Genomic DNA, 23478 nt, shown 5'->3' on the forward strand with positions numbered 1-23478 from the left:
TCAGCGCTCCTCACGGAAGTCGACGTGGCGCCCGGCGATCGGGTCGTACTTGCGCAGCGTCAGACGGTCGGGGTCGTTACGGCGGTTCTTGCGGGTGACGTAGGTGTAGCCGGTGCCGGCGGTGGACCTCAGTTTGATGATCGGGCGCAGTTCGTTACGGGCCATGGACCGCACTGTACACGGTATTGAATTTCATTTTCATGTAGCTGCTAGTGTGCTGCCACCGATCGAACTCGAGGAGGAACTTTGTCAGCCCACTGCCAACTCACCGGCCGGAAGCCCGGCTTCGGGCATCGGGTCTCGCACTCCCACCGGCGGAGCAAGCGCCGCTTCGACCCGAACGTCCAGCACAAGCGCTACTGGCTGCCGAGCGAAGGCCGCCACGTCCGGCTCACCCTGTCCGCCAAGGGCATCAAGACGGTCGACACGATCGGCGTCGAGGCCGCGGTCGCGCGCATCCGCGCCCGGGGAGGGAAGGTCTGATGGCGAAGAAGAGCAAGATCGCGAAGAATGAACAGCGACGGCTCGTGGTGGCCCGCCACGCCGAGCGCCGCGCCGAACTGAAGGCGGTCATCGCGTCCGTCCGGACCTCCGACGAGGAACGCGCCGCCGCCCAGCGGGAGCTGCGCCGGCAGCCCCGCGACGCCAGCGCCACCCGCGTGCGCAACCGCGACTCCGTGGACGGCCGCCCCCGCGGTCACCTGCGCGCCTTCGGCCTGTCCCGCATCCGCCTGCGCGAGATGGCCCACGCGGGCGAGCTGCCGGGGGTCACCAAGAGCAGTTGGTGACGCGCGCCCGGTCCGCGCCCGGCGCGACGTCCGGGTGACCGCCCGCCGTCACCGGCCACCGTCACCGGCCGGTGAGGGACCGGACCGGCCGGTGACGGGTCAGCCGTCGGCGGACGCCGCGAGGGAGCGGGGGCGCAGGTCGGTCCAGTGGGTCTCGACGAACTCCAGGCACGCCTCCCGGGAGCTCTCCTCCAGGACGACCGTCCACCCGCCGGGCACCGCCGCGAAGGACGGCCAGAGGGAGTGCTGGCCCTCGTCGTTCACCAGGACCAGGAACCGGCCTTCGGCGTCGTCGAAGGGGTTGGTGCTCATGCTGAGTGCCTCCCGGTCAAGCCAAGATTAGGTTAGCCTTGCCTAATTGACATAAGCCTAGCTTTTCCCCCTCCCCCTCACAAGGAGACGTTCATGCGGGGCCTCGCGGCCGGTACGAAGGGCGGCTTCGGCGAGTTCGGGCTGCCCGGCACACCCGGCACCGACGCGTTCTGGGCCGCGGTGCGGACACCCGTGTCGGTACCCGCCGGCGACGGCGGCTGGGTGACCTTGTTCCTGTGGCGCGGCCCCGGGGCGGCGAGCATCGACTTCGAGAGCTGGTCGGAGCCGGTGCGCCTGGACCGGTGGGGCGACACGGACTGCTGGTACGCCCGGGTGCGCATGCCCGCGCGGCTCCGGGTGACCTACCGGTTCCTCGTGGACGGCGCGGCCTTCGCCGACCCGTTCAACCCGGCCGGTGCGGGCGGCGACCGGTCCGTCGCGGCGACGCCGGACGCCCCGGCCCAGCCGTACTGGCCCGACCTCGGCGCCGAGGACGTCCTCCCCCTGCCGCGCACCCGGATCCGCTGGAACGGCGGGCGGCTCGGCGGGCGGCGCACCGTGCGGGTCCATCCGGTGGGCGGCGGCGGGCCGTTGGTGCTGCTGCTCGACGGGGACGACTGGCTGTACCTGCACCCGGCGACGACCGCGTTCGAGTCGGCCGTGGCCGCCGGCGCGATGCCTCCGGTCACGCTCGTCTTCCTGCCGGCCAAGGACCGCGCGGCCGAGTTCGGGTGCCGGCCCGAGCTGTGGGAGGCGGTCCGGGACGAACTGCTGCCGCTGGTGGCGGAGACCGGCGTGCCAGCCGACCCGGACCGGCTGGTGGTCGCGGGGCAGAGCCTGGGCGGGCTGAGCGCGCTGTACGCGGCCCTGGAGTTCCCGGACCTGGTCTCCCGCGTGGCCTGCCAGTCGGGGGCGTTCTGGTGGACGCCCGGCGCCGCCGGCCTAGCAAACCCACTGGGCGGCCCGGCCGGCGGCACCGTCGCCGCACGCCTGCGGGGGCGGTCCGGCCTGTCCGGTCTGCGGGTCGCGTTCGACGTGGGGGAACACGAGACGCGGATGCTCCCCCACTGCGCCCGGGTGGAGGAGCTGACCGAACGGGCCGGTGCGACCGTACGGGTCTCCCGCTCGGCGTCGCACCACGACCGGGCGGGCTGGCGCCACGCCCTGCTGCGCGACGTCGCCTGGACACTCGGGGCGCCGCCGGAAGAGGACTGAACCAGCCGGGGGCCGGTGCGACCTCGGCGTCGCACCACGACCGGGCGGGCCGGCACCACGCCCTGCCGCGCGACATCGCCTGGACGCTCGGGACGCCGCCGGAAGAGGACTGAACCAGCCGGAGCCGCACGGGCGACGTGGCCCCGTCGGTGCTCCGGGGCACGTCAGCGTGCCACCGCCGCGCCGTAGTCCTCGTCGGTGGCCAGCAGGTTCCGGTGGGTGCCCTCGGCGGTGACGACCCCGTCGTCCAGGACGAGCACCCGGTCGGCGGCGTCCAGCAGGGCCGGGCTGCTGGTGATCACGACGGTGGTACGGCCCCGGCGCAGTTCGGCGATGCCCCGCGCGACGAGTTGCTCGGTGACGGCGTCGACGGCCGTCGTCGGGTCGTGCAGGACGAGGACGTCGGTGTCCGCGGCCAGGGCGCGGGCCAGGGAGAGCCGTTGGCGCTGCCCCCCGGACAGGTTCGCGCCGCGGTCGCGGACGGGGTGGTCGAGTCCTTCGCGGTGCAGGGCCACGACGTCGGTCAGCATGGACGCCTCGACGGCCTCGCGGACCAGCCGGCTGGTCCCCGACGGGTCGATGTTCGTGCGGAGGGTACCGGCGAAGATCTCCCCGTCGTACGGGTTCACCAGCATGTGCTCGCGGACCGCCTCGACCGACAGTTCCGCGAGTTCCCGCCCGCCGACCCGCACCACCCCCTCGTAGGCGTGGGGCGGCACGTTGACGGCCAGGACCGACGCGAGGTCGGCCGCCGCGCGCGGCCGGTAGGCGGCGATCGCCACGAACTCGCCCGCGGCCACCTGGAACTTCAGCTCGTTCAGGGACCCGTACCGTACGCAGTCGACCTCGAGGCCGCCGCCCGCGGCCGGCCGCTCCGGTCCCGGTCCGGTCACCGGCGGCGCGGTCAGCACCAGCGCCATCCGCTCGGCCGACGCGCGCGCCACCATCACGTACTTCGGCATCTCCGAGAACAGTTTCAGCGGTTCGATGATGAACTGCGCCAGTCCCACGGCCATGACGAGCTCCCCGACGCCGATCCGGCCGTCGAACGCCAGCCATCCCGCCGTCAGGGTCACGGCGGCGGCGAGGACCGCGTTGAGGGCCAGTGCGGTGCCCGCGTACACGCCGTTCGCCTTGGCGACGGTGATCGCCTGGAGCCTCGCCTCCGTGCTGACCTTCCGGTAGGATCGGAAGGCCGCGTGGTTGCCGCCGAAGCCGTGCAGCGGGCGCAGGCCGGTGATCAGGTCGGCGACCTTCGCCCCCGCCCGCGCCACCCGGGCCTGCTGTTCCCGGGTACTGTCGCCGATCCGCCTGGACATCACGCTCAGGACCGTCAGGATCGCGGCGGTGCCTGCGATCACCAGCAGGCCGAGCCGGAGGTCGGCGAGACCCAGCGCGACCGCCGCGACGAGCACGGCCACCAGCGAACTGATCAGCAGCGGCACCACCTCGATGATGTCGGCGGTCTGGTCGGCGTCCTCGGTGGCGATGGTCAGCACTTCGCCGGACTTGAGGTCGACGTCCCTGGCCACCGGCTGGAGTCCGCAGGCCGCGACCCTCACCCGCCAGCGGTGCGCCTCCGTGGTGTTGGCCTTCTGCAGGATGCGCATCCCGAACCGCCACGACAGCGACACCGTCGTGGTGATCACGGCGAGCGCGGCGACCGACAGGGCGAGCAGGCCGGGGCTCCGGTCCCGCATCGTGTGCTCGACGATCAGGCCGAGCGCGATGGGGAAGGCCGTCTCACCGGCCTGGTACAGGCCCATGAGGACGGTGCCACCGGCCATCGCGCCGATGTTGCGGCGCAGGGCGGTCCGCAGGATGTCGGACCCCGGGCGGGGCCTTCGTACGTCAGGAGTGGTCATCGATGTGGCGGGCCATCGCTTCCGGGGTGCGCAGGGTGAACAGGTCGCGGATCGTGACGACAGGACCGTACTCCCGGCGGAGCAGCCCGATCAGCCGCACCGCCAGCATGGAGTGCCCGCCGAGGGACAGGAAGTCGCTCACCGCGCTGACCTCGTCGTCGTCCAGGTCCAGTGCCTCGGCGAAGAACTCGCACACCGCGGTCTCGGTCCCGGTGCGCGGGCCCCGCTCCCCCGCCGTGGTCAGCGCGCCCAGCGGTCTGGCCTCCGGCAGTGCCCTGGTGTCGGCCTTGCCGTTCACGGTCAGCGGGATGGCGTCGACCCGCGCGTAGTGCGTCGGGCGCAGGAAGTCCGGCAGCCCGGCGCCCACTTCGGCGGCCACCTCCGCCAACTCCGCCCCTTCCAGCACGAGGTAGGCGGCCAGCCGGTGGGCGCCGTCGACCCCCGGGTCCGGCTGGGCGACCGCGGCGGCGAACCGCACCGCCGGATGGGCCGCGAACGCGGCCTCCACCTCGCCGGGTTCGACCCGGTGGCCGCGTATCTTGACCTGCTGGTCGGTGCGGCCCAGATACGTCAGGTTGCCGTCCGGCCGGCGGGTCACCAGGTCCCCGGTGCGGTACATACGCTCACCCGGCGCGCCGAACGGGCACGCGACGAACCGGTGCGCGGTCCGGGCGGGCTGCCCGAGGTAGCCGCGCGCGATGCCGATGCCCGACACGTACAGCTCACCGGGCACCCCGTCCGGCACCGGCCGCAGCCACGGATCCAGTACGTACACGTCCGTGTTGTCGATCGCCACGCCCACCACCGGGTCCTGGCACTCGAAGGTGCCGACGCCGAGGGTGTTGATGGTGTACTCGGTGGGCCCGTAGAGGTTGTAGCCGGCCGTCCCGTCGGTCTCGGCGAGCCGCCGCCACAGTGTCGGGGTGACGGCCTCGCCGCCCAGCAGCACCAGCGCCGGGCGCCGCTCCGGGTCGTCGAGCAGGCCCTCCGCCACGAGCTGCTGCGCGTAGGTGGGGGTCACGTTGACGACGTCGATCCGGTGTTCCAGGCAGTACGCGACCAGGCGGGGCGCGTCACGGCGCAGCTCCTCGTCGCAGATGTGGACCTCGTGTCCGTCGGCGAGCCACAGCAGCTCCTCCCACGACATGTCGAAGGCGAACGACACGGTGTGCGCGATCCGGAAGACCCGGTGGCCGTGGTCCGCCAGCACCGGCTCGAAGATCCGGCGCTGGTGGTTGACCAGCATGTTGGTGAGCCCGGCGTACTCGGTCACCACGCCCTTCGGTTTCCCGGTCGAACCGGAGGTGTAGATCGTGTACGCGGGATGCCGCAGCCGGCCCGGGTCGTCCGGCGCGAACGACACGAACGGCTCGGCCGCGGGCAGGGGACGGTCCAGTTCGATCAGGTCACCGGTGAGCCCGGTCAGCCGGGGCGTGACGGAGGCGACGGTGAGGATCACGTCCGGGCGGGCGTCCGCGACGATCGCCGCGATCCGCTCGTCCGGGTGGTCCAGTTCCAGCGGCACGTACGCGGCGCCGGTGCGCAGGACGGCGAACAGGGCGACGATCGAGTCGAGGGAACGGGGGATCGCGAGACCCACGGTGGTCTCGGGTCCGAGGCCGCGCCCGGCGAGCACGCCCGCCACCGCGCGGCTGCGGTCCCGCAGCTCGGCGAAGGTCATGGACGAGCCGTCCGCGACGAGCGCGGTCCGCTCCGGGGCGCGGTCCGCCGCCCGGTCGAACCGGTCGACGACGGTGTCCGTGCCGACGTCCGTGCGCTCCCCGGGCGACGGCCGCGCGCCGAGGCCCGGCAGCGCGCCCACCGGTCCGGTGGCCCGGACCAGGTCGTCGAGCACGCGCAGGTAGTCGTCGAGGAGGCGGCGGGCGTGCCCGGTGTCGCCGACGCGGTGCTCCAGCTTGACCGTGAGCCGGTCGCCGGGGGTGACGACCCAGGTGTACGGGTAGTGCGTGGAGTCGTCGGCCCGCACCGAGGTGATGCCGTGCGCGGCGTTCATCTCGGCGAACGCGTCCATGTCCAGGAAGTTCTGCAGCACGAACAGGTTGTCGAACAGGGTGTCGTGTCCGCCGGCCCGCTGGATCTCGCCGAGCCCCAGGTGCTCGTGGTCCATCGCCTCGACCCTGGCCGCCTGTACGGCCGACAGGTATTCCCGGACGGTGTCGTCGGGCCGTGCCCGGGTCCACTGGGGCACGGTGTTGAGCAGCACGCCGACGATGCCGGACAGTCCCTCGCCCTCGCGGCCGGAGACGGTGACGCCGAACACCGCGTCGCCGCGGCCGGTGTACGCGGCCAGCAGCAGGCCGAACGCGCCGGTGAGCACCGAGTTCAGCGTGACGCCGTGGGCCTTGGCCGCTTCCCGTACCCGGTCGGACCGCTCGGCGGACAGGGTGTGCACGAGGGCCCGCGGGAGGTCGTCCGAGAGGGCCGGCGCCGGTCCGGCGAGCAGGGTCGGGCCGGGGAGGCCCGCCAGGTGTTCCGCCCAGAAGCGTTCCGACGCGGTGGTGTCCCTGGCGGCGAGCGCCCGGGCGTGGTCCTCGAAGCCCGGCGTCGCCGGGACCGGGTCGGTCGACCGGCCCTCGACGGCGGCGCGGTAGGCGTCGAAGAGGTCCCGCAGCACGATCTCGCGGGACCAGCCGTCCCACAGCAGCAGGTGGTAGCTGAGCAGCAGGCCGTCGCGGTCGTCGGGCAGGCGCACCACGGTGAGCCGGATCAGCGGCGGCTCCCCCGGATCGAACCCCGTGTCGCGGTCCCGGGCGCGCAGTTCCTCGACCTCCGCGTCGGTCGACAGGGTGACCGTGCGGACGCCGACCCGCCGGCCCGCCTTGAGCACCTGGACCGGGTTGCCGTCGTCGTCGGTGGTGAAGCCGGCGCCCACGGCCGGGTGCCGTCCGATGACGTGGGCCATCGCCTGGGCCAGCGCGCCGGCGTCCAGGCGCCGGTCGAAGGTGAACCAGTTCTGCGCGACGTAGTGCCCGGCCGTGCCCGCCAGTTGGGCCTGGAAGAACAGGCCCCGCTGGAGCGGGGTGACCGGTGCGGTGCGCTCGGCCGTGACGGAGGCGTCCGCGAGGTGCTCCAGCGCGCTCAGCCAGTGCCCGGTGATCTCGTCGGGGACGCCCTCGGCGAGGGTGAAGGCCGCGCGCAGGGATCCGGTGGTCTCGTCGAGCCACGCGTTGACCTCGACGGCGTACGGGCTGCCCGGTTCGCCGCCGGTGAGGCGCAGTGCCCGGGACTCGCTGCCCCGGCCGAGGTAGTTGAACAGCACCTGCGGGCGGGCCGTGAGCAGCGGTGCCGTCTGCGGGTTGAGGTACCTGAGCCGGCCGTACGCGACGTGCGCCTGCTCGTCCGGCCGGCGCTCGGCGACCTCGCGCGCCGCCGCCACGGGGTCGGTGTGCGCCGTGAGGCGTACGGGCGCGATGGAGGTGAACCAGCCGACCGTGCGGGTGTAGTCGTGGTGTTCGAGGGCGGGGACCCGGCCGTGCCGCTCCAGTTCGACCGTGAGATCGGTGGGGGACGGCTGGACGCGGGTCAGCGCGGTGCGCAGGGCGCCGCACAGCAGCTCGGTGAGTCCGACGCCGAGCGCGGCGGGTGCCGTGCGCGTGAGGTGTTCGCTCACCTCGGGGGCGAGCGCGACGGTGGTCTCGCGCGGTTTGCCGGGCGCCGGCAGCAGTGCGGGGGCCCGGAGCGTGGTGACCCAGTGGTCGAGGTCGTCGACGTCCTGTGCGGAGCGGAGCGTCAGGGCTTCGGCGTACTCGGCGTACGACGTCGTCGCCGGGGCCGGGGTTCCCCCGCGCAGGGCGGTGGCCAGGTCGTCGAGGAGGATCAGCCAGGACACCGAGTCGACGGCGAGGTGGTGCACGGTGATCACGAGGGTCCGGGTCGCCTCCAGCCACGCGAACGCGACGACGTCCCCGGACTCGGGGTCGAGCCGCCCGGCCGCCTCGTTCGCGACGGCCGTCGCGTCGGTGGTGTCCGGCCGTGCGACGGCGATGTCGCGGGCGGGTTCGGTGCGCAGGGTCCACACGCCGTGTCCGGTGCGCAGCCGCAGCCGCAGGGCCGGGTGTGCGGCGACCACGGCGTTCGCGGCGCGCCGGACGTCCGCGAAGTCGGCGCCCTCGGGAACGTCGAGGGTCCTGGCCTGGGCGAACCGGGTGAGGGAGCCGCCCAGTTCGCGTTGGCGGAGGATGATCGGGGTCGGTGTCAGGGGCCCGTCCTCGCGGCGAGCGGGAGCGGACGCGCTCGCGGGCGCGGCACCGGCCCGGGGGGTCCGTGTCCCCAGGTGCTCCGCGAGCGCCCGCGGTGTCCTGAGCAGGAACACGTCCCGGGGCGCGATCGGCAGGCCGAGCGCCCTGGCCCGGTTGACCACGGTGATGGCGACGATGCTGTCGCCCCCGGCGCGGAAGAAGTCGGTGTCGGCGTCCACGGCCGTGCCGGGCAGCGCCCGGGTGAAGACGTCCACGAGTGCGGCGGTGGCCGCGGGTCCGTCCGCGGGTGCGGCGCCGTTCCCGGCGTCCTTCCGGGCGTGTTCGGCCAGGGCCGCGCGGTCGAGCTTGCCGTTGACCGTCAGCGGCAGGGCGTCGATCGTGAGGACCCGGCCCGGAACCATGTGCGCGGGCAGCTTCCCGGCCAGCAGGTCGGTGAGGTCGCCGGGGGTGCGGCCCACCACGTGCGCGACCAGGTGGTCGCCGGTGTCCGCCACGGTGACGGCGGCGTCGACCACGCCGTCGAGCTCCCGGATCGCGGACTCCACTTCGCCCGGCTCGATGCGGAAGCCCTTGAGCTGTACCTGGTCGTCGGCGCGCCCGACGAACTCCAGCTCGCCGTCGAGGGTGCGGCGGGCCAGATCGCCCGTGTGGTACATGCGGGAGCCGTCGCCCGCGAACGGGTCCGCCACGAACCGGCCCGCGGTGAGGCCGGGCCTGCCCAGGTAGCCGAGCGACACCTGGTCGCCGGCGACGTAGACGGCGCCCACCCGGCCGGACGGCACCGGCCGGAGCCGGTCGTCGAGGAGGTGGGTGACCAGGCCGGGGATCGGGCCGCCGATCGGGCTGACGGCGTCGCCGGGGCCGAAGTCCTCGTCGGTCAGCACCCGGTGGGTGACGTGGACGGTGGTCTCGGTGATGCCGTACATGTTGACCAGTTCGGGCGAGGCGGTGCCGTGCCGTTCGACCCAGCCGCGCAGCCGGCCGAGGTCCAGCGCCTCCCCGCCGAAGACGATCCGGCGCAGCGCGGGCAGTGGCTCACCGGCCAGCCGGTCGGCCTCGGCGAACTGGTGGAACGCCGACGGGGTCTGGTTGAGCACGGTCACTCCGCGCTCGCGGACCAGGCGGTGGAAGTCGACCGGGGAGCGGGTCAGTCCGTACTCGGGCACCAGCAGCTCACCGCCGTGCGCCAGCGCGCCCCACAGCTCCCAGACCGCGAAGTCGAAGGAGAAGGAGTGGAACTGTACCCACACGTCGTCCGGGCCGAAGCCCATGTCCGGCTGGGTGCGGGCGAGCAGGGTGACCACGCCGGAGTGCGGGACGACGACGCCCTTGGGCCGGCCGGTCGATCCGGAGGTGTAGATCACGTACGCGGGGTCGTGCCAGTCGGCCGCGGGTGCGGGCCCGGTGGCATCCGCCGGTGGCGGTTCCTCTCCTTGTACGAGCACGCGGGCCGCGACGCCGGCCCGGTCGAGGAGCGCGGTGAAGCGGTCGCGCTGCTCGCGGTCCACGAGGACCACCCGCGGGGCCGCGTCGGCGAGGACGTACTCCAGCCGTTCGTCCGGGTACGCCGGGTCGAGCGGTACGTACGCGCCGCCCGCGCCGGCGATCGCGACCAGCGCGACGACCTGCTCGACGGAGCGCGGGACGGCGACGGCGGCCAGTTCGCCCGGACCGACCCCGGCCGCGCGCAGGACGGCGGCCAACGCGTCCTTCGCCCGCGACAGTTCACCGTAGGTCAGGGAGCGGGCGGTGCCGTCGAGGCCGCACTGGGTGACGGCGGTGGCGGCGGGGTCGCGGCGCGCGGCGGCGTCGAAGAGTCCGCCCAGGGTCGTCGGGGTGACGGGTGCGAGGGGGCGCCCGCGCCCCGGCTCCAGGTGCGCGACCGGGGTGTCCGGGCGGGTGAGCAGGCGGGTCAGGGTTGCGGTGAACGTGCGCAGGATCGCCCGGGCGGTCGTCTCCCGCAGCAGTTCACCGTCGTGGATGAGGTTGAAGCGCGGGCGGCCGTCGGGGGCGCGCTCGACGACGAGGGTCAACGGGTAGTGCGGGGCGCCCTCGTTGACGATGCCGGTGACGGCCAGGGTGTCGCCGGGCCGCCGCAGGGAGGCCGGGTCGGTGGCCACGTCGAACACCACGAGGGTGTCGAAGAGGGGCCCGGAGCCGGCCTGGCGGCCGATCCTCGCCAGGGACACGTGCTGGTGCGGCAGGACCGCGCTCTGGTGGTCGCGCACCGAGGCGAGCAGGTCGCCCGCCGTGGTGCCGGAGGACCAGCGGACGCGTACCGGAACGGTGTTGATGAACAGGCCCACCATGTCCCCGATGCCGGGCACCTCGGCGTCGCGGCCGGACACCGTGGAGCCGAACACCACGTCGTCGCTCCGCAGGATGCCGCCGAGGGTCAGCGCCCAGGCGCTGTGCACGGCCACGCTCAGCGGCACGCCCGCCTCGCGGGCGGCGGCGTCGACGTCGTCCTCGGGCTCCACGACGGTGTCGGCGAACCGGTCGGACGGGGTGTGGTCCTCGGCGACCAGCGACGGGCCGGGCAGGCCTGCGAGTTGCTCGCGCCACACCCGGTCGCTCTCGTCGGCGTCGCGTCCGGCGAGCCAGCGCACGTAGTCGGCGAAGCCGCCGGCCGGGTGCACGGTTCCCGGCGCGTGGTACTCGGCCAGCAGCGCGCGGAGCATCGGCGGGATCGACCAGCCGTCGGCGATGATGTGGTGCACGGTCTGCACCAGGACGTCGCGGCCGGGGCCGCGGCGGACGAGGGTGCAGCGCATCAGCGGGCCGGTGGCCAGGTCGAAGCCGGCGCGGCGGTCGCGTTCGGCGAGGTCGCGCAGCTCCTCGTCGGTGATGCCGGGGCGGTCGGTCACGGTGAAGGGGACGTCGGTGCCGCTCTCCAGCACGGAGACCACGCGGCCGTCGGCGAGCGCCGTGAAGCGGGCGGCCAGGTTGGGGAAGAGCGTGAGCAGCCGGGTGGCCGCCGCCGCGAGCCGGCCGGCGTCCACCTCGCCCTCCAGGGTGAGGAGTTGCTGCTCGACGTAGGCGCCCGCCGAGTCGTCGTCGAAGACGGAGTGGAAGTACAGGCCCTCCTGCAGCGGGGTCAGGGGCAGGATGTCGCGCAGTGCCGGGCCGTCCAGGGCGTCGACGTCGCTCTGGGTGAGCGGTACCAGGGGGAAGTCGCTGGGCGAGTGGCCGCCCCGGTCGAGGGCGGCGAGTCCGTCGAGGGCGGTGCGGAAGTACGCGCCGAGGGTGGTGATGTCCTCGTCGGTGAACATCCCGTCGGGCCAGGAGATCGTGGTGACCAGCTCGTACCCGCCGCCGACGGCGGGTTCGGCGATCGCGTTGAACTCCAGGGCGCGCGGCAGGCGCATCCGGGGGTCGCGCCTCTCGCCCAGCTGACCGGTGGTGCCCGCGAGCTGCCAGTCGCCGGAAGCGCCGGCGGCGAAGCGGCCGAGGTAGTTGAAGAGCACCTGGGGTGCGGGGGCGTCGAACTCCGCGCCGGCCAGGTACCGCAGGGCGCCGTGGGAGACGCCGTTGTCCGGGACGCGGGCGAGGTCCTCCTTGACGGCCTTGAGGGCGCCGGCCAGGTACTCGGGCGCGGTGGGGTCGGGTGCCGTACCGGGGTCCACCGTCACCGGGAAGAGGGTGGTGAACCAGCCCACGGTCCGGGACAGTTCCGGCTCGAAGCCGGCGGAGTCCGCCACGAACCCCGGCTCGCGGCCGTGGCCCTCGAGCTCGATGTACGCGAAGGTCTGGTCCTGGCCGAGGTCGCGGCGCCGGCGGGCGAGGGCGACGGCGAGCGCGGTGAGCAGGACGTCGTCGACGCCGGCGTGGAACTTCGCGGGGATCTCGCCCAGCAGCGCGGCGGTGGTCTCGGGGCCGACCGTGACGGTCCGCAGGCGCTCGCCCGCGACGGTGTCGTCCTCGGACAGGGCGCGCCGGCCCAGCGGCAGGTCCGGGCCCGGCAGGGGACGCCGGTGGTAGGAGCTGTCGGCGTCGAAGGCGGCGCGTTCCAGCAGTTGTGTCCAGCGCCGGAACGAGGTGCCCACCGGGGGCAGTTCGACGGGCGTGCCGGAGGCGACCTGCCGCCAGGCGGTGGCCAGGTCCTCCATCAGGACGCGCCAGGACACCCCGTCGATCACCACGTGGTGGGCCACGAGGACGAGTTGGCGTGCCGCGCGGCGCCAGACGGCCCGCAGCATCACGCCGCCCTCGGGGTCCAGTCCGTCGGTGGCGAGGGCGACGCACTCGTCGAGCGGGCGGTCGCTCTCCTGCCAGCCGGCCGCGGCCCGGTCGGCCTCCGGGATGTCGAAGCTCCAGGGTGCGCCGCGCACCAGCCTGGCGCGCAGCATGTCGTGGTGCCGGACCACGGCGGTGAGGATCTCGTCGAGGGCGTCGGCGGTCAGGTCCGCCGGGGTGTTCAGCACCACCGACTGCACGAAGCCGTCGATCGCGTCGGTGGTCCCGCCGAGCCACTGCACGACGGGCGATCCGACGACGGAGCCGGTCGGGACGTCGCGGTGGTCCACGGCGGAGAGGTCCTCGCGGCTCGCCACCGCCGCCAGCGCCCCCGCGGTGGTGTGGGTGAAGACCTGCCGCGCCGTGACGTGGAGCCCGGCGGCGCGCAGCGCGCTCAGCAGCGAGATCGCCAGGATGCTGTCCCCGCCGAGCCGGAAGAAGTCCTGGTCGGCCCCGACCTCCTCGAGTCCCAGCACCGCCGCGACCGCCGCGCACACCGTGCGCTCGTTCTCGGTGGCGGGCGGGACGAGGGTGCCCGTCGGGACCGCGGGTTCCGGCAGGGCGTTCCGGTCGAGCTTGCCGTTCGCGGTGAGCGGGAACTCCGTCATGACGACGATGTGGGCGGGCACCATGTACTCGACCATGTGCTCGCGGGCCCACGCCTCGACCTCGTCGGCCCGCAGGTCCTCGCTCCCGGCGGCCGGGAGGACGTACCCGACCAGGTAGGTGCCGCCCGCCGTGTTCTTCTTCGGGACGACGCAGGTGTGCCGTACCCCGGGGTGCTCGGCGAGGCCGGCCTCGACGTCCTCGATCTCCAGCCGCATGCCGCGGATCTTGACCTGGTTGTCGGCGCGGCCGAGGAAGTCCAGTGATCCGTCCGGGTTGTACCGTGCGAGGTCACCGGTGCGGTACAGCCGGGACCCGTCGTCGGCGAAGGGGTTCGCCACGAACCGGGAGGCGGTCAGGCCGGGCGCGTTGACGTAGCCGCGCCCCAGGAGGAAGCCGCCCACGTACAGTTCGCCGCCGGCGCCGAACGGGACCGGGCGCAGTTCGTCGTCCAGGACGTACAGCCGGGTGTTGGGGTTGGCCCTGCCGATCGACGTGGACAGGCGTTCCGCCGTGCCCCGGTAGACGACGTGCGAGACGCCGATGGTGGTCTCGGCGGGGCCGTAGCCGTGGTACATGGGAATGTCGAGCCGGGCGCGGAACCGCTCGTACAGCTCCGGGGTCAGCACCTCGCCGCCGCACCACACGTGCCGCAGGCTGTCCAGCCGGCCGGAGTCCCCGGCGATCTCCAGCAGCACGTCCAGCATGGACGACACCAGGTAGGTGAAGGTGACGCGCTGCTCCTCGATCACGCTCAGCAGGTGGTGCGGGTCGCGTTCGCCGCCGGGTCGCAGGACGACCAGCCGGCCGCCGGAGACCAGCGGCAGGAATATCTCGTTGACGGAGATGTCGAAGGAGAGCGGGGCCTTGAACAGGGACGCGTCGTCGTGGCCGAAGCGCAGGATCTCGTCGACCTGCCACAGCAGGCGTTCGCTGATCGCCTCGTGCCGGATCATCGCGCCCTTGGGCCGTCCGGTCGAGCCGGAGGTGAAGATCACGTAGGCGAGGGCGTCGCCGGGGAGGGGGACGCCGGTCTCCCCGGTGGGGTGGGAACCGTACCGCCAGTCGGCGAGGTCGACGGCGACGGCCTCCGGTTCGGCCGGGTCGTGCTCGCCCGAGTCGTTGAGCTGGAGGACGACCCGGGCGTCCTCGATGACGACGGTCCGGCGGGCGGCGGGCCACCGCGGGTCGAGGGGGACGAAGGCGCAGCCGGCCTGGAGCACGGCGAGCAGGCCGATCACCATGTCGGCGGAGCGGTCCAGTGAGATGCCGACGACCTGTTCGGCGGTGAGTCCGCGTTCGAGGAGGTGGTGGGCCAGTTGGCCGGACAGTTCGGCGGTCTGGCGGTAGGTCAGCGAGCGGTGCTCGTCGACGACGGCGACGGCGTCGGGCCTGGTGCGCGCCTGCTCGCGGAACATCTCCACGACGGTCGGCCGGGCCCGGTCGGCGTCGGTGTCGTTCCATTCGGCCAGCGTCGCGAGCCGCGCCGCCGCGCTGGACGGGCCGATGGTGCCGAGCGGCCGGTCCGGGAAGTCGGCGAGGTCGTCCAGGGCGAGCTGGGCGCCGGCCGGCAGGACGCCCTCGGGGGCGGTGATGCTCAGGCCGTCCGCGCCGTCCGCGCCGACCCGCCAGCCGGCGGGTGCCGTCCCGCCGTTGTCGACCCAGCCGAGGACGTCGGCGAACAGGGTGCCGGGGGTCAGGTCGATGCCGTCGGGGCTCTGGCCGGTCGCCCAGTACGACAGCCCGATGGCACTCGCTTCGGCGATGGTCCTGTCGGAGCAGGCGCCGGTGCGCCGGCGTGCGCCGGCCAGGCGTGCGGGGGAAAGCAGTACGACACGAGCGTTCGGTTCCATCGACGACTCAACGCCCTTTCTCGGCATGAAAGTCAGCCACACCCGACTTAGGCTTACCTAACTACCTTCTCGCCAGGCCCGCCACAACCGCGCGTACCGGCCGCCCAGCTCCACCAGTTCCTCGTGCGTGCCCAGTTCGACCACGCGCCCCGCGTCCAGGACGGCGATCCGGTCCGCCGCCATCGCCTGGGTCAGCCGGTGCGCCACGAACAGGGTGGTCCGGCCGGCGCACGCGGCCAGCACGGCCCGCTCCAGTTCGGCGGCGCCCTCGCTGCCCGCCTCGGCGGTCGACTCGTCGAGCACCACCACCGGCGACCGGGCCAGCACCAGCCGGGCCAGGGCGAGCTGGGCGACCTTGGTGACGTCCAGGCGTTCACCGCCCTCGCCGACCGGGGTGGCCAGACCGTCGGGCAGCGCCTCGGCCCATTCGCCCGCGCCGACCGTGCGCAACGCGTCCATCAGCTCGGTGTCGGTCGCCGTCGGCGCGGACAGCCGCAGGTCGTCGGCGAGCGGGCCGGAGAACACGTGCGTCTCCTGGGTCAGGATGCTCACCAGGGCCCGCGCCCCGGCCTCGTCCAGTCCGGCGAGGTCGGTCGGTCCGATGCGCACCGAGCCGACCTGCGGGGTCCCGATGCCCGCGATCAGCGCGGCCAGGGTCGTCTTCCCGGCGCCCGTCGCCCCCACCAGCGCGAGCGAACCACCGGCCGGAATGCTCAGGTCGACGTCCTTCAGGACCGGCTCGTCGGCGCCGGGGTAACGGAACGTCAGCCCCTCCACCGTCACCGGCAGCGGCGCGGGGTCCGCCGGCGCGACCGCCGGGTCGCCCACCAGCCTGCCCTCGGCGGCCTCCCCCAGCACCCCGACCAGCCGGGTCAGGCTCGCACCCGACTTCTGGGCCTCGTCGAAGGTGAACATGATCAGGCCCAGCGGGCCGAAGAGCCGGTGGAACAGCAGCGGGGCCGCCGCCACCTCGCCCAGTCCGGCGGCGCCGGCCTCCAGCAGGGCGTACCCCACCAGGAGGATCAGCACCAGCCCGATGAACTCGGCGCGGTTCTCCCGGCCGACGAACCGGCCGAAGAACCGGAACACGTCGATCCCGAGGTTGCGGACCCGCCACGACTCCTCGGTGACCTTCTCGCGGAAGGCGCCCTCAAGGCGGTAGGCCCGGACCGTGTCGATTCCGTCCAGACCGCTGATCAGCGCCTGCGCCCGGTCGGCCTGGGCCGCCCGCTGCCTCTGGTACAGCGGGGCGGAGCGCGGGAGGTACCAGCGCAGCGCCAGTGCGTACGCGGGCAGCGCGCCGGCGCCCGCGAGGCCGAGCCGCCAGTCCAGTCCGAACATGCCGAACGTGGCGACGGCGACCAGCACGCCCGCCGAGAACACGGTGGGGACGGCCGTGCGGATGCCCTTGGAGACGACGGCCACGTCGTCACCGACCCGGGAGAGCACGTCCCCCCGGCCGACCTGCTCGATCCGCGCGCTCGGCATGCCGAGGACCGCCCGGACGGCCCGCTCCCGCAGCCGTGCGAGCAGGTCCGCGCCCAGTCTGCCGATCAGGTAGGTCGACACCGCGGTGGCCGCCGCTCCGAGCAGGGCGGCGGCCGCCATCAGGGCGCCGACCGTGACGAGGAGCGAACGCGGTTCGCCCTCGACCACCCCGTCGACGACCCGGCCGAGCAGCAGCACGGGGAGCACCTGGAGGGCCGCCCCGGCCACCGTGGTGAGCACGGTGGCCGCGGTCAGGCCGGGCACCTGCCGGCAGTGCGCGGCGACCCATCGGGCGGCCTCGCGCCCGGTCGCCGTCCGCAGGGTCGCCGGGGCGGGGCGCGTGTCGGTCGTCCTCACACCGTGCCCCGGGTGGGCCGGGGGCGGGACGTGTCGGCCGTCATCCTCGGCCGGCCGCCGACTCGACGAGCTCGCCGACGGTGTACGGCAGGGACAGCGGGGTGCCCTGGGAGATGACCGCGCCGACCGCCGGGCCCTCGCTGTCCGGCAGGCAGGACACGTTTCCCTTCTTCATGGCGTCCAGGTCGGCGGACAGCCCGGACTTCTTGAGGGCTTGCGTGTCCGCCTCGTCGTCGATGACGAAGATCCGGTCGACGTCGACGAGGTCGGCGCGCTCGGGGGCCTCCTCGACCGTCGTGGATCCGGACGTGTGCTCCACGGTGACCGGGAAGGCGCCGGCCCGGGTGGTGGGCCTGCCGTCGCCCGCCCGGTCCGCCGGGTCCGATGCGGAACCGCGGCCCGCGAGGAGGCCCGTGTCGAGCGTCGTGGCGGACAGTACCGTCGCCGGTCGCCGCCACGGCCTCCCTCGCGTCGTTCTGTGGAGGAGCATCCGCAATTCCCTTGCTTTCCGCGCTGTCGCCACGCCCCGCGCACAGGGCAGGCAAACCGTACCGCATCAAAATAAGGATAGCCTAGCCTTACTTGAACAACTTTCCTGGCCGCCGGTCGAGTTGGACGTGTGTGCGGCCGATCGGCACGATGAGCCGGATCCCGGTGAGCCGCCGGTCGGGGTCGGGCGGCGCGGACAGTCCGTGCCACACCTCGGCGGGACTCGACGCGCGCGCCGACGGCCGGCGACACCGCCGCCGCGATCACGAGGATCCCCGCCCCACGACTCGCTGTCGGCGGACCCGTGTGGTGGCCACGGTCGCGGGGCGCTCCACGGCAGTCGTGCCCATGGGGACGTACGTCATCCCTTCGGTCAGCCCCGGCGGGCGTGGCCGCCCGTGCGGTCGGCGGCCGTCCGGACCGCGCCGGAGGCCGGTTCGCGGCCCCGGTCGAGGAGCGAGTCCAGGATGTCGCCGACCCTGACGGCGGTGTTGGAAAGCAGGGACGAGGTGATGCCGTGGGTGTGCTCCGTGCCGCCCTGCAGGTAGATCCCGCAGCGCAGTTCGGGGTCCGTCGCGACGCGGTAGTCACGCTCGACACGGATCCGGCCCTGGTCGTCGCGCAGGCAGCGGTCGGCGACCTCGCCGAGCAGGCCGACGGGGTCGGCGGGGCGGTAACCGGTGGCGAAGACCGCCACGTCGGCGTCGAGGAGGGTCTCCTCGCCGGTGACGAGGGAAGTGACGGTGGCGCGCACCTTGTCCGGCGTCTCCTTGACGTCGGTGAGCCGGGAGACGTTGAGGAAGCGCAGCCGCTCGGTGCCGAGGACCTTCTCCCGGTACATCTGCCGGTACAGGTCGTCGATCAGGTCGATGTCCACCACGGAGTAGTTGGTGTTGCCGTGGTAGTCCATCAGCCGGCGCTTGACGGTCTCCGGCGCGGTGAAGAACTCGTCGACGGCCCCGGGGTCGAAGATGCGGTTGGCGAAGCCGCTGTCGTCGGCGGGGCTGTAGCCGTAGCGGGAGAAGACGGCGCAGACCTCGGCGTCGGGGAACCGGCGGTGGAGGTAGGCGACGTTCTCGGCGGCGCTCTGTCCGGCGCCCACGACGACGAACCGGGAGGGCGAGGTCCCCTCCAGTTCGTCGATCCTCGCCAGGAGTTCGGAGTTGTGCCAGACCCGGGCGCCGCGCTCCACGCCCTCGGGCATCAGGGGTCGCAGGCCGGTGCCGATGACGAGGTTGCGCGCACGGTGGACCGCGAGCCCCTCCCCCGACCGGACCGTCACGTCCAGGTGCTCCACGGTGCCGTCACGGACCACGGGCATGACGCCGACGACCTCGTGGCCGTAGGAGACCAGGTCGCCGACCTGGCCGGCGGCCCACTCGAAGTAGTCGTGGAACTCCACCCGCAGCGGGAAGAGGTTCTTGTGGTTGATGAAGTCGATCAGCCGTCCCCTGCTCTTGAGGTAGCACAGGAAGCTGAACTCGCTGGCCGGGTTCCGGAGCGTCACCAGGTCCTTGAGGAAGGACACCTGCATGGTCGCGTCGTCGATGAGCATGCCCCGGTGCCAGCCGAAGCGCGGCTGCTGTTCGAAGAAGTGCGCGGTGACCGCTTCATCTCCGCCGACGCGTGCGTTGTGCTCGCTGAGCGCGATCGCCATGGCCACGTTGGACGGCCCGAAGCCGATACCAATGAGGTCGTGGATCAGAGGGGCGTCGCCGGGACGAGCCTGTGCCATGTCACTCCCATCGTGCGGTGCGGCCGCCGTGCGGGGGCAGGCGTCCGTCGGTCATGCATCGGGAAGTACGGGCGTCCGGGCACGCCGAAGATCAGCCGCCCTGAACTTAGGTAAGGCTAAGCTCATCATCTCGGGGCTGTCCATAGACAAAACGGGCACCCGGGGGCGCGCCGATCGTCAACACGCGCCCAAATGTGCCCCGTTGACCACTTAGGTAAGCCTTGCTTTACTGACCGTGGTCATTCCCTGCCCCGAGGAGGAACCCCATGCGGGTCGTCATGTTCGGCTACCAGACCTGGGGGCACCGCACCCTGCGAGCCCTCCTGGACTCCGAGCACGACGTGGTCCTGGTCGTGACCCACCCCAGGAGCGAGCACGCGTACGAGAAGATCTGGAGCGACTCGGTCGCCGACCTCGCCGAGGAGAACGGCGTACCGGTCGTGATCCGCAACCGCCCCGACGACGAGCTGTTCGACCGCCTCGAGGAGGCCGACCCGGACGTCATCGTGGCCAACAACTGGCGTACGTGGATCCCCCCGCGCATCTTCGGCCTGCCCCGCCACGGCACCCTGAACGTGCACGACTCGCTGCTGCCGAAGTACGCCGGCTTCTCCCCGCTGATCTGGGCGCTCATCAACGGCGAGTCCGAGGTGGGCGTCACCGCGCACATGATGAACGACGAGCTCGACGCCGGCGACATCGTGCGGCAGGAGTCGGTCCCGGTCGGGCCGACGGACACCGCGACCGACCTCTTCCACAAGACCGTCGACCTCATCGCACCGGTCACCCTCGGCGCCCTCGACCTGATCGCCTCCGGGCGGACGGAGTTCACCAAGCAGGACCGCTCGCAGGCGAGCTTCTTCCACAAGCGGTCCGTCGAGGACAGCCGCATCGACTGGACGTGGCCGGCCGCGGACCTGGAGCGCCTGGTCCGCGCCCAGTCCGAGCCGTACCCCAGCGCCTTCACCTTCCACAGGGGCAAGCGGCTCGAGGTCCTGGCCGCCGTCGTCTCCGAGGGGCGGTACGGCGGCACGCCCGGCCGCGTCTTCTACCGCGAGGGCGACGGCGTGGTGATCGTCGCCGGCGCCGACGCCCGTACCGGCCGCAACCACGGCCTCGCCCTCACCCGCGTACGGACCGAGGACGGCCGGGAGCTGCCCGCGACCGAGTACTTCACCTCCATGGGCGGCTACCTGACGAACCACCCCTGAGCCGCCGGGCCGGGCGGCTCAGGGGTGGTCGCGGGCGACGTCGGCGCTTGACCTCAACCGGACTTGAGCTTCTACGTTCGGCGCGCAGCCGCGGGAACCGACCGGCGGCGCCTTTCGAGGAGGTTCGTCATGACCGAGCGCACGGACGGCATCGAGATCCCCGACCGCTACCGCTATGCCGTGGTCCCGCACATCATGGTCGACGACGCCGCCGCGGCGATCGACTTCTACCGCCGGGCGTTCGGCGCCCGCGAGGACTTCAGGGTCGACGCCCCCGGCGGCGGGATCCTGCACGCCGAGATCACCGTCGGGCGGTCGGTGCTGATGCTGGGCGACGCGAGCGTGGACGAGGCGGAGGCCGGCTCCTTCGCCGCACCGGCCGCGCTCGGCGGGGGCACCTCCGTCGCGCTGCACGTCTTCGTACCGGACGTCGACGGCCTGGCGGAGCGCGCGGAGGCGGCCGGCGCCGAGATCCTCCAGCCGCCGACCGACATGTTCCACGGTGACCGCACCGTCATCCTCAAGGATCCCTCGGGCCACGTGTGGGCCTTCATGACTCACCTGGAGGACGTCCCGGAGGAGGAGCTGCGGCGACGCCTGGCCGCCGCCGGGTGACCGCATCGGAAAGGGCGGCGCCCGGAGGCCGACGTGGGCCCCGGCCGGTTCAGCGGCGCAGGACGGTCTCGCTCTCCATGCGCGACAGCTTCTCGGGGTTGCGCACGGCGTAGAGGCCGGTGATGCGGCCGTCGTCGACGCGCACCGCGAGGACGGTGTCGAGCACGCCGTCGAGCCCGACGATCAGCGCGGGCCGGCCGTTGACCTCCGACGGCCGCAGCGACACCTCGACGGTGAGCCTGCCCAGTCCGCCCCGCAGCAGGCGGGCCACCTTGTCCGCTCCCACGACGGGCTTGAGGACGGCCTGCTTGACGCCGCCGCCGTCGCCCAGGAGGACGACGTCCGGCGCGAGGACGTCGAGCAGGCCCTGCAGATCGCCCGTCTCGACCGCCCGCCGGAAGGCGTCGAGGGCGGTGCGCGTCTCGGCCGGTGACACGGTTCCGCGTGGCCGGCGTGCGGCGACGTGCGCCCGTGCCCGGTGCGCGATCTGGCGCACCGCGGCCGGGCTCTTGTCGACGGCTCCGGCGATCTCGTCGTACTCGAGGCCGAACACCTCGCGCAGCACGAACACCGCCCGCTCGGTGGGGGCGAGCGTCTCCAGCACCAGCAGCATCGCCATCGAGACGCTGTCGGCGAGTTCGACGTCCTCGGCCACGTCGGGGGCGGTGAGCAGCGGTTCGGGGAGCCAGGAGCCGACGTAGGACTCCTTGCGGCGGCCGAGCGTGCGCAGTCTGCTCAGCGCCTGCCGGGTGGTGATCCGTACGAGGTAGGCCCGCAGGTCCCGGACCGCGGCGAGGTCGACGCCCGCCCAGCGCAGCCAGGTCTCCTGCAGCACGTCCTCGGCGTCGGCGGCCGAGCCGAGCATCTCGTAGGCGACGGTGAACAGCAGGTCGCGGTGGGCGACGAACGACTCGGTCGCGGTGTCCGTGTGCTCTGTTTCCTCGCTCTTCACCGGCTTCTCCCGTTCGGTCGCTTCCCACGGTCTCCCGCACACGGGACGCCGGCCGCCGCGGTTCTGTGACATGTGCGGGGAGGGTCCGTCCGGAAGACGGCCGTCCGCCCCGGCGTCCGGGCGTGTTCCGGGCGGGACACCGGGGCGGGATTCCGGCCGGGAGCTCCGGCCAGGGAGCCGTCAGCAGCCGATGGGGTCGGAGCCGACGGCCACGTCGTCGAACCACAGGGTGTCGTCGCCCGTGCCGTAGCTCTCCCAGCCCAGCCGCAGGGCGGTGGGGCGGGGCGGGGTGGTGCGGGCGAGCCACTGCCGGTCGACGTCCTGCGTCGGCACACCGTCGGCGTGCAGGCCGGGGACCTGCTCGTCGCCGAGCCAGGTGTCGAGTCCGGGAGCCGTCGTGTCGATCGCGAAGCGCAGGCACTGCCAGCTTCCCGTCGGCAGCGGCCTGCTCAGCGCCACGCCGGCCGGGCTCTGCTCCGGCAGGGTGGCGTCGTCGCTCTCCCGGTTCCACTGCAGGGCGCCGTTCTGGCCGCCGACGCGCAGGCTCCGCCCGCCCTGGGAGGAGTCGGGCAGGGACACGAAGGTGACGTGGGCGGAGGGGAGCGCGGTGGTGTGCCGTACCCACATGCGTACGTGCATCACCGGACCGACCGAGGACAGGTCCGCGGTGGCGGCGACGAAGGCGTGGTTGCAGTAGCCGGCCCGGCCGTCGATCCGCAGCGACCGGCTGCCGCTGTGCGCGACGGCGGTGTCCACGGCGGCCGTCCCGGTGCCCTGGCAGTCGGGTGCGGTGAAGCGCCAGGCGCCGGACGGGGTGGAGCCGGTCTGGTCCTCGAAGTCCGAGCAGAGCGCGGCGTCGCCGCAGTCCGCACTGGGTGGCGGGGTCGTGGGCGGGGGCGTGGTCGGCGGCGTGGTGCCGTCACCGCCGCACGGCACGCCGTTGAGGGCGAAGTCGCCCGGTGCGGGGTCGGCCGAACGCCAGGTCCCCTGCAGGCCGAACTCGGCGGCGCCTCCCGTGGGCAGCGCGCCGTTCCAGCCGAGACTGTCGGCGACGACGGACGCACCGGTCTGGGTGACGGTCGCGTTCCACGCGGAGGTCACCCGCTGGTCGCCGGTGTAGGTCCAGGTCAGCCGCCAACCGTCCAGCGCGGGGCCGAGATTGGTGACCTTGACCTGTGCGGTGTAGCCGTCGGCCCACTTGTTCACGGTGTAGTCGACCCGGCAGCCGGTCTCGGCGCCGCTCGCGGGCAGCACCGTGAGGGCGGACGCCGACAGCACGGCCGTGGTGAGGACCGCGGTCCAGGCCCGGCGCGGTAATCGTGCGAGGAGAGCGCGCACTTGTGCCTCCGAGGTGAGGGGTGAGGAGTGGGAGGGGTGGGACGTACGAGGTGCGGAAACAGGGGTACGGGATGGGGAGCGCTCCCCATCGGCGGGGGGGGGGGGGGCCGCGCCCCCCCCCCCCCCCCAAAAAAACAATGGTGGGAGTGTGGGCGGGGGTGGTTCCGGGGCTTGTGGCACCCCCCCGCGAGCTGACCA

The 23478-nt window shown here is 73.4% G+C and carries 13 protein-coding genes and 2 pseudogenes; 5 read left to right on the forward strand and 10 right to left on the reverse strand.

The window, feature by feature from the left end; all coding sequences use genetic code 11:
* On the reverse strand, positions 1 to 165 hold the full coding sequence (gene rpmG / locus ACH5AO_RS00330; protein WP_037927404.1) for a 50S ribosomal protein L33: 165 nt from the start codon (positions 163 to 165) through the stop codon (positions 1 to 3).
* Between the two features lie 81 nt (positions 166 to 246).
* On the opposite strand from rpmG, the gene rpmB reads away from it, so the two are divergent.
* A complete protein-coding gene (gene rpmB / locus ACH5AO_RS00335) occupies positions 247 to 483 on the forward strand; it encodes a 50S ribosomal protein L28 (protein ID WP_398920203.1) in 237 nt (78 codons plus the stop codon).
* Positions 483 to 788 (forward strand): 30S ribosomal protein S14, encoded by a 306-nt coding sequence (rpsN, locus tag ACH5AO_RS00340; RefSeq protein WP_398920205.1) that lies wholly within the window; start codon positions 483 to 485, stop codon positions 786 to 788. Before rpmB ends, rpsN begins: the two co-directional genes overlap by 1 nt.
* Positions 789 to 887: 99 nt before the next feature.
* Here rpsN and ACH5AO_RS00345 read toward each other — a convergent pair whose 3' ends face one another.
* Entirely contained in the window at positions 888 to 1100 is a 213-nt protein-coding gene (locus ACH5AO_RS00345) for an MbtH family protein (RefSeq protein ID WP_398920207.1), read from the reverse strand.
* Positions 1101 to 1193: 93 nt separating this feature from the next.
* On the opposite strand from ACH5AO_RS00345, the gene ACH5AO_RS00350 reads away from it, so the two are divergent.
* Positions 1194 to 2315, forward strand: a complete 1122-nt coding sequence (locus tag ACH5AO_RS00350) for an alpha/beta hydrolase-fold protein (RefSeq protein WP_398920209.1) — start codon at positions 1194 to 1196, stop codon at positions 2313 to 2315.
* 164 nt (positions 2316 to 2479) lie between these two features.
* On the opposite strand, the gene ACH5AO_RS00355 is transcribed toward ACH5AO_RS00350, so the two are convergent.
* The 6 genes and pseudogenes from ACH5AO_RS00355 to ACH5AO_RS00380 all read right to left on the reverse strand — a co-directional run bounded on the left by ACH5AO_RS00355 (position 2480) and on the right by ACH5AO_RS00380 (position 19164).
* Complete coding sequence (locus tag ACH5AO_RS00355; protein ID WP_398920210.1) at positions 2480 to 4180, reverse strand: ABC transporter ATP-binding protein; 1701 nt, start codon at positions 4178 to 4180, stop codon at positions 2480 to 2482.
* Complete coding sequence (locus ACH5AO_RS00360) at positions 4167 to 15095, reverse strand: amino acid adenylation domain-containing protein (protein ID WP_398920212.1); 10929 nt, start codon at positions 15093 to 15095, stop codon at positions 4167 to 4169. Before ACH5AO_RS00360 ends, ACH5AO_RS00355 begins: the two co-directional genes overlap by 14 nt.
* Before the next feature lie 57 nt (positions 15096 to 15152).
* The gene (locus tag ACH5AO_RS00365) at positions 15153 to 16940 is read right to left on the reverse strand and encodes an ABC transporter ATP-binding protein (RefSeq protein WP_398920213.1); all 1788 of its coding nucleotides are present in this window, start codon (positions 16938 to 16940) and stop codon (positions 15153 to 15155) included.
* 40 nt (positions 16941 to 16980) lie between these two features.
* Positions 16981 to 17223 (reverse strand): annotated as a pseudogene (locus tag ACH5AO_RS00370) (iron-siderophore ABC transporter substrate-binding protein); the annotation flags it as partial.
* A gap of 352 nt (positions 17224 to 17575) precedes the next feature.
* A pseudogene (locus ACH5AO_RS00375) lies at positions 17576 to 17779 on the reverse strand (iron ABC transporter permease); the annotation flags it as partial.
* Positions 17780 to 17802: 23 nt separating this feature from the next.
* Positions 17803 to 19164, reverse strand: coding sequence for a lysine N(6)-hydroxylase/L-ornithine N(5)-oxygenase family protein (locus ACH5AO_RS00380; RefSeq protein WP_398920215.1), 1362 nt, complete (start codon positions 19162 to 19164; stop codon positions 17803 to 17805).
* 266 nt (positions 19165 to 19430) lie between these two features.
* Here ACH5AO_RS00380 and ACH5AO_RS00385 point away from each other — a divergent pair, with 266 nt between their 5' ends.
* Both ACH5AO_RS00385 and ACH5AO_RS00390 read left to right on the forward strand, forming a co-directional pair.
* Positions 19431 to 20375 (forward strand): methionyl-tRNA formyltransferase, encoded by a 945-nt coding sequence (locus ACH5AO_RS00385; RefSeq protein ID WP_398920217.1) that lies wholly within the window; start codon positions 19431 to 19433, stop codon positions 20373 to 20375.
* Between the two features lie 129 nt (positions 20376 to 20504).
* Positions 20505 to 20990 (forward strand): VOC family protein, encoded by a 486-nt coding sequence (locus ACH5AO_RS00390; protein WP_398920219.1) that lies wholly within the window; start codon positions 20505 to 20507, stop codon positions 20988 to 20990.
* A 49-nt stretch (positions 20991 to 21039) separates the two neighbouring features.
* On the opposite strand, the gene ACH5AO_RS00395 is transcribed toward ACH5AO_RS00390, so the two are convergent.
* Positions 21040 to 22014, reverse strand: a complete 975-nt coding sequence (locus ACH5AO_RS00395; RefSeq protein WP_398920221.1) for an RNA polymerase sigma-70 factor — start codon at positions 22012 to 22014, stop codon at positions 21040 to 21042.
* A 108-nt stretch (positions 22015 to 22122) separates the two neighbouring features.
* On the reverse strand, positions 22123 to 23280 hold the full coding sequence (locus ACH5AO_RS00400) for a cellulose-binding domain-containing protein (protein ID WP_398920223.1): 1158 nt from the start codon (positions 23278 to 23280) through the stop codon (positions 22123 to 22125).
* Positions 23281 to 23478: the final 198 nt, after the last annotated feature.

This window comes from Streptomyces sp. NPDC018964 (genome assembly GCF_044390325.1).
GTDB lineage: Bacteria > Actinomycetota > Actinomycetes > Streptomycetales > Streptomycetaceae > Streptomyces.

Coding starts and splice junctions, on each gene's coding strand:
- ACH5AO_RS00395 (WP_398920221.1), bottom strand. CDS start 22,014: ATGTCACAGAACCGCGGCGGCCGGCGTCCCGTGTGCGGGAGACCGTGG.
- ACH5AO_RS00390 (WP_398920219.1), top strand. CDS start 20,505: ATGACCGAGCGCACGGACGGCATCGAGATCCCCGACCGCTACCGCTAT.
- ACH5AO_RS00385 (WP_398920217.1), top strand. CDS start 19,431: ATGCGGGTCGTCATGTTCGGCTACCAGACCTGGGGGCACCGCACCCTG.
- ACH5AO_RS00360 (WP_398920212.1), bottom strand. CDS start 15,095: ATGGAACCGAACGCTCGTGTCGTACTGCTTTCCCCCGCACGCCTGGCC.
- rpsN (WP_398920205.1), top strand. CDS start 483: ATGGCGAAGAAGAGCAAGATCGCGAAGAATGAACAGCGACGGCTCGTG.
- ACH5AO_RS00350 (WP_398920209.1), top strand. CDS start 1,194: ATGCGGGGCCTCGCGGCCGGTACGAAGGGCGGCTTCGGCGAGTTCGGG.
- ACH5AO_RS00380 (WP_398920215.1), bottom strand. CDS start 19,164: ATGGCACAGGCTCGTCCCGGCGACGCCCCTCTGATCCACGACCTCATT.
- ACH5AO_RS00355 (WP_398920210.1), bottom strand. CDS start 4,180: ATGACCACTCCTGACGTACGAAGGCCCCGCCCGGGGTCCGACATCCTG.
- rpmG (WP_037927404.1), bottom strand. CDS start 165: ATGGCCCGTAACGAACTGCGCCCGATCATCAAACTGAGGTCCACCGCC.
- ACH5AO_RS00345 (WP_398920207.1), bottom strand. CDS start 1,100: ATGAGCACCAACCCCTTCGACGACGCCGAAGGCCGGTTCCTGGTCCTG.